6 protein-coding genes are annotated in these 5,310 nt (G+C 30.0%); 4 read left to right on the top strand and 2 right to left on the bottom strand.

The window, feature by feature from the left end; all coding sequences use genetic code 11:
• The 3 genes from ACTCCZ_RS13310 to ACTCCZ_RS13300 all read left to right on the top strand — a co-directional run.
• Positions 1-444, top strand: a 444-nt coding sequence (locus tag ACTCCZ_RS13310) for an FtsW/RodA/SpoVE family cell cycle protein (protein ID WP_463187422.1), incomplete at its 5' end; no start/stop codon positions are given.
• Between the two features lie 7 nt (positions 445-451).
• Positions 452-1,384, top strand: a complete 933-nt coding sequence (locus ACTCCZ_RS13305; protein WP_463187420.1) for a UDP-N-acetylglucosamine--N-acetylmuramyl-(pentapeptide) pyrophosphoryl-undecaprenol N-acetylglucosamine transferase — start codon at positions 452-454, stop codon at positions 1,382-1,384.
• A gap of 32 nt (positions 1,385-1,416) precedes the next feature.
• Positions 1,417-1,938, top strand: a complete 522-nt coding sequence (locus ACTCCZ_RS13300) for an NlpC/P60 family protein (protein WP_079579768.1) — start codon at positions 1,417-1,419, stop codon at positions 1,936-1,938.
• Here ACTCCZ_RS13300 and ACTCCZ_RS13295 read toward each other — a convergent pair.
• A complete protein-coding gene (locus ACTCCZ_RS13295) occupies positions 1,935-2,414 on the bottom strand; it encodes a hypothetical protein (protein WP_079579767.1) in 480 nt (159 codons plus the stop codon). The two genes, ACTCCZ_RS13300 and ACTCCZ_RS13295, sit on opposite strands and share 4 nt — an antisense overlap.
• Positions 2,414-4,969: an alanine--tRNA ligase gene (gene alaS, locus ACTCCZ_RS13290; RefSeq protein ID WP_079579766.1), complete on the bottom strand. Its 2,556-nt coding sequence runs from the start codon at positions 4,967-4,969 to the stop codon at positions 2,414-2,416. The genes ACTCCZ_RS13295 and alaS overlap by 1 nt, the downstream gene beginning before the upstream one ends.
• Before the next feature lie 131 nt (positions 4,970-5,100).
• Here alaS and ACTCCZ_RS13285 point away from each other — a divergent pair.
• A partial coding sequence (locus tag ACTCCZ_RS13285; RefSeq protein ID WP_463187147.1) for a thioredoxin family protein occupies positions 5,101-5,310 on the top strand: 210 nt, incomplete at its 3' end.

The raw sequence follows: 5,310 nt of genomic DNA, 5'->3' as shown, positions 1-5,310 counted from the left end.
ATACAAAAATCCGGATATCAAATTGTGCAATCCCTTTATGCCTTAGGCTCTGGAGGATTATTCGGAGTTGGACTTGGTGGAAGCAGGCAAAAGCTTATGTATCTGCCTATGCCTCACAATGATTTTATATTTGCCATAATTGGAGAAGAATTAGGACTTGTTGGTACAGTTACTATACTTTTGATGTTTTTATACCTTATTTTGCGAGGTTTGAGAGTGGCAGCAAAAGCTCCAGATATGTTTGGATGTCTTTTAGCTGCAGGAATTACAGCTCTTATAGGAATACAGACACTTATAAATGTGGCGGTTGTAACTTCTTCTATGCCACCTACGGGAGTTTCTCTTCCTTTTATAAGTTATGGAGGTACTTCTACAGTTATTATGATGGCAGGAGTAGGAATACTATTAAATATTTCAAGATACGCAAATTTAGATAGGAGTTGATGGACAATTGAAATATTTGTTTGCTGGTGGAGGTACAGGTGGACATATTTATCCTGCCATAGCCATTGCTAAGGAAATATTAAATAATGAAAAAGATGCTCAAATTTTATTTGTAGGCACAAAAAAAGGTTTGGAGAATGAGTTAGTACCAAGAGAAGGCTTTGAATTAAAGACAATTACTGTGCAGGGATTTAAAAGGAAATTATCGTTGGATACGTTAAAAACTATTTATAAAGCAGTGGTAGGACTTAAAGAAGCAAACAATATTTTAAAAAAATTTAAACCGGATGTGGTAATTGGAACAGGGGGATATGTTTGCGGCCCCGTTTTAATGGTGGCGGCTTTAAAAGGGATACCTACTTTGATTCATGAACAAAATGCTTTTCCAGGTCTTACAAATAGAGTACTATCGCGGTTTGTCAAAGTAGTAGCGGTAAGCTTTGAAGAATCGGTTGAATATTTTAAGAATAAAGATAAAGTTGTAGTAACAGGAAATCCAATTAGAAAAGAATTATTAGAGGCTAATAGAGAAGAAGGATTAAAAAATTTAGGTTTTTCTCTTGATAAACCCTTAATAGTATCAGTTGGAGGAAGCAGAGGAGCAGAAAAAATTAATTTTACAATGGTAGAATTATTAAAATTAAAAGATAAAAACCTACAAGTTTTGATAATTACAGGGACTAATCAATATGAAAAAGTGTTAGAAAAGGTTAAAACTGAAAATATATATATAGATAAAACAGTAATACATTTTATAAATGATGAAGATATTTATAAAGTTATGTTTTTATTTTCAATTGTTCCTATTGCAAATAATGGAGTTACTTTAGCTATTATAAATGGAATAAAACCTGAAAAAGCAACATTTACAGTTTTATTAAGTACTATATTTTCAATAGTGTATATTCCTATTATGATAGTTTTATATGGAGGATTTTGATATAATTTTTTTAAATACTTTAAGAAGAGAATATGAGAAAAGCTAAAAAATATCTAATTTTAACTTTACCATTGTTATTTAGTGGTTGTTCTTTATCTTTGCAAAGTGCAAAAGATTTATTTAATAGTTCAAATAATACTAATGATATTAGTATAGAAAAAGAGTATGAACCACAAAATAATGAAATAGCAAAAGCATTACTTTCACAATATAGTGAGTGGAAAGGTGTTAAATATAGGTATGGAGGAAACTCTAAAAGTGGAATTGATTGTTCTGCTTTTATTCAAAGAACCTTTCAAACAAAGTTAAATGTAAAAATTCCGCGTACAACATATTATCAATCAAGAGTTGGCAAAAAAGTATCAAAAAAAGAGGCGAAAGTTGGTGATTTAGTATTTTTTAAAACAGGAAAAAATAGTAGGCATGTTGGAATTTATTTAGATGATGGAAGATTTATACATGTATCTAGAAAAAAAGGTGTGATAATATCAACTTTAGATAATGTGTATTTTAAAAAGCATTTTTGGAAAATCCAAAGAGTTTTAGAGGATTAAAACCCTCTAAGTGTAACTCCTAAATAAATAGCAATAAGCCCTAAAAATATATTTAATGGTATAAAATATTTTGCTATTGGTAAAAGTTGTTTTTTACATCCTGTAAAATCACCCTCTTCAAATAGTTTTTGTGCTTTATTTCTTTTTACATATATAGTAATAAAAACAATACTCATAACTGTCCAAATAATCTCTTTTGCTATTACAACAGAATATAAGTTTGTTCCTTTAAATCCTAAAATTAAAATCATTATAATTGCAGTAATTAAAAGTATTAAAATAGTAGGAATTACCATATTAAAAAATCTTTTTAGATTCTCTAGCGTTCTTTCTAATCTAATCTTTGGTTCTTGAATTCCTTGCATAGAGTAATGAATAGCAAATCTTATTGCTATCATTCCTCCTACCCAAATTACTGCACTTAATACATGTAAAAATATAAGAAATGCAAGATTGTTTTCAAATAATGTAAACATTATAAATTATCTTTCACAAACTCTAAAGCTTTTTCTAAAGCTTGGTCTATTTTTGAAACATCTTTTCCTCCAGCTTGTGCAAAGTCAGGTCTTCCACCTCCACCTCCACCAACGATAGGAGCAACATGCTTTATCCAATCACCTGCTTTAACAGGAGTATTTTTACTTCCTGCTACTATCATTACTTTATCGCCTTTTGCTTGTAAAAGTAAAACTGCAAGTTTCTCATTTGCATTTTTTAAATCATCAACTATTTTTTTGATATCACCGTTTTTAACAATATCAACAACAACTTTAGTATCACCAATAATTTCTTCATTTATTGCTGAGTTTGATGAGCTTTGAGACTCTTCTAACTCTTTTTTTAGTTGTTTTATTTGATCTTTTAGTTTTTTAACACCAAGCGTTGCATCAAGATTTTTCACTTCATTTTGAACTTCTTCATATTTTTGAATAATCTCATTTGTGTAGTTAATTGCAGCAACACCACAAACTGCTTCTATTCTTCTAACACCTGCACTAACGCCTGATTCTTTAATAATATAAAAACTTCCAATATCAGAACTATTTCTTACATGAGTTCCACCACAAAACTCAATACTTACACCACCAAAGTCAACAACTCTTACCATGTCACCATATTTTTCACCAAACATAGCAATTGCGCCTTTTTGTTTTGCTTCATTTATTGGTAACTCTTCAATATTTGATTTAATACCTCTAACAATCATAGAGTTTACTAAATCTTCAACCTCTTTTATTTGCTCTTTACTCATAGCTTTTGGATATGTAAAGTCAAATCTCAATCTTGAAGCATCATTTAAAGAACCAGCTTGTGCTACATTTTCACCAAGAACCATTTTAAGTGCTGTTTGTAAAAGGTGTGTTGCACTATGATGTTTTGCAACTTCATATCTATTTACAACTACTCCATCAACATTTTCACCAATAGTTAAGTTTTTATTTGCAACTTTTACTTGTGAAAGATTTAAATCGAAGAATTTTTTAGTATCTAAAACTTCTGCTATATGACTTTGATCTTCAATTACTCCAATATCACCAGCTTGACCACCAGATTGTGCATAAAAAGGTGTTTTATCAAGCATAACCCAACCTGTTTGACCAACATCTAAGCTTTTTACTTCTTTAAAGTTTTCATCTAATAAACTTATAATTTTTGAATTATATGTTGTAAGATTGTAACCTACAAACTCATTTTTCCCATATTTTTCAAGTAAATTTTTAAAATCACCTTCATTTAGTGTATCTCCACTACCTTTCCAAGCAGCTTTGGCTTTGTTTCTTTGTTTTGTCATTAGCTCTTCAAACTTTTGAATATCTACACTTAGGTTTTTATCTCTTAACATATCTTGTGTTAAATCTAATGGAAAACCAAATGTATCATAAAGTTTAAATGCTACTTCTGCAGAGAAATTATCTTTAGTGTTTTTTAACTCTTCTTCAAATAGACTCATACCTGATTCAATTGTTTTAAAGAATCTGTCCTCTTCTAAAGTAATTTGTTCTTTTATGTACTCTTTTTTCTCTCTTATATCAATATAGTGTGAGCCAACAATTGAGTCTAAAGTATCAACTAACTTAGCCATAAAAGGTTTTCTAAATCCAAGAAGATATCCATGTCTTACTGCTCGTCTTAAAATTCTTCTTAAAACATAACCTCTACCCTCTTTATCAAATAAAATACCTTGACTTATCATAAAACATACAGCTCTTAAATGATCAGCAATTACTCTAAAACTTCCAATATTATCTTTTGATAACTCTTTTGTTGCTAAATTTTGTATTTTATTTATAATTGGCATAAATAGTGAAGAATCAAAGTTATTAAATTTACCCTCTTTAATAGCTACAACTCTTTCAAGTCCCATACCTGTATCAATTGATGGTTTTGGAAGAGGAGTTGTTTTTCCACTTGCATCTCTTTCGTATTGCATAAATACAAGATTCCATATCTCTAAAAATCTATCACCCTCACCACCTAAGTAGTCTTCATCACTATTAAAGTTTTCTTCACCTTGGTCATAAAAAATTTCAGAGCAAGGACCACAAGGTCCTGTATCACCCATTGACCAAAAGTTGTCTTTATCTCCAAATCTTTTGATTCTATCTTCACTTATATGCTCTTTCCAAAGTTCAAAAGCTTCATCATCACTATTATGAATAGTAACCCATAGTTTTTCTTTTGGTAAAGCTAGGTTTATTGTTATAAATTCCCAAGCATAAGCAATTGCATCTTTTTTGAAGTAATCTCCAAATGAGAAGTTTCCAAGCATCTCAAATAAAGTATGATGTCTTGCTGTATATCCAACATTTTCTAAGTCATTGTGTTTACCACCGGCTCTTACACATAATTGACAACTTGTTGCAGTTTTATTCTTAGGTGTTGGAATTGCACCTGTAAAAATATCTTTAAATTGCACCATACCAGCATTTGTAAATAATAGTGTAGGATCATCTGGAACAAGTGGCATGCTAGAAACCACTTCATGTCCTTTATTTTTAAAAAATTCTAAATACTCTTTTCTTACATCCATGAAATTACCCATTGTTAAATTAAAGTTTATATTTTACCCAAATAAAAATTTATAGAAGATTAGTACAACTTTTATTTAAGTTTAGCTTAGTATAATTATTGAACTTAAATATTAGATCTTAGGGGAATTATATGGGAAAATATATTGAATTAACACAAGAGAACTTTGAAAGTACAGTAGCAAATGGTGTATCATTGGTAGATTTTTGGGCTCCATGGTGTGGACCTTGTAGAATGCTAGCGCCAGTAATTGAAGAGTTAGGTGAAGAGTTTGATGGAAAAGCAAATATTTGTAAAGTAAACACTGATGAGCAACAAGACTTAGCAGTTAAATATGGAATT

This window comes from Malaciobacter sp. (assembly GCF_055140965.1).
This window is presented reverse-complemented; position numbering and strand designations above follow the sequence as displayed.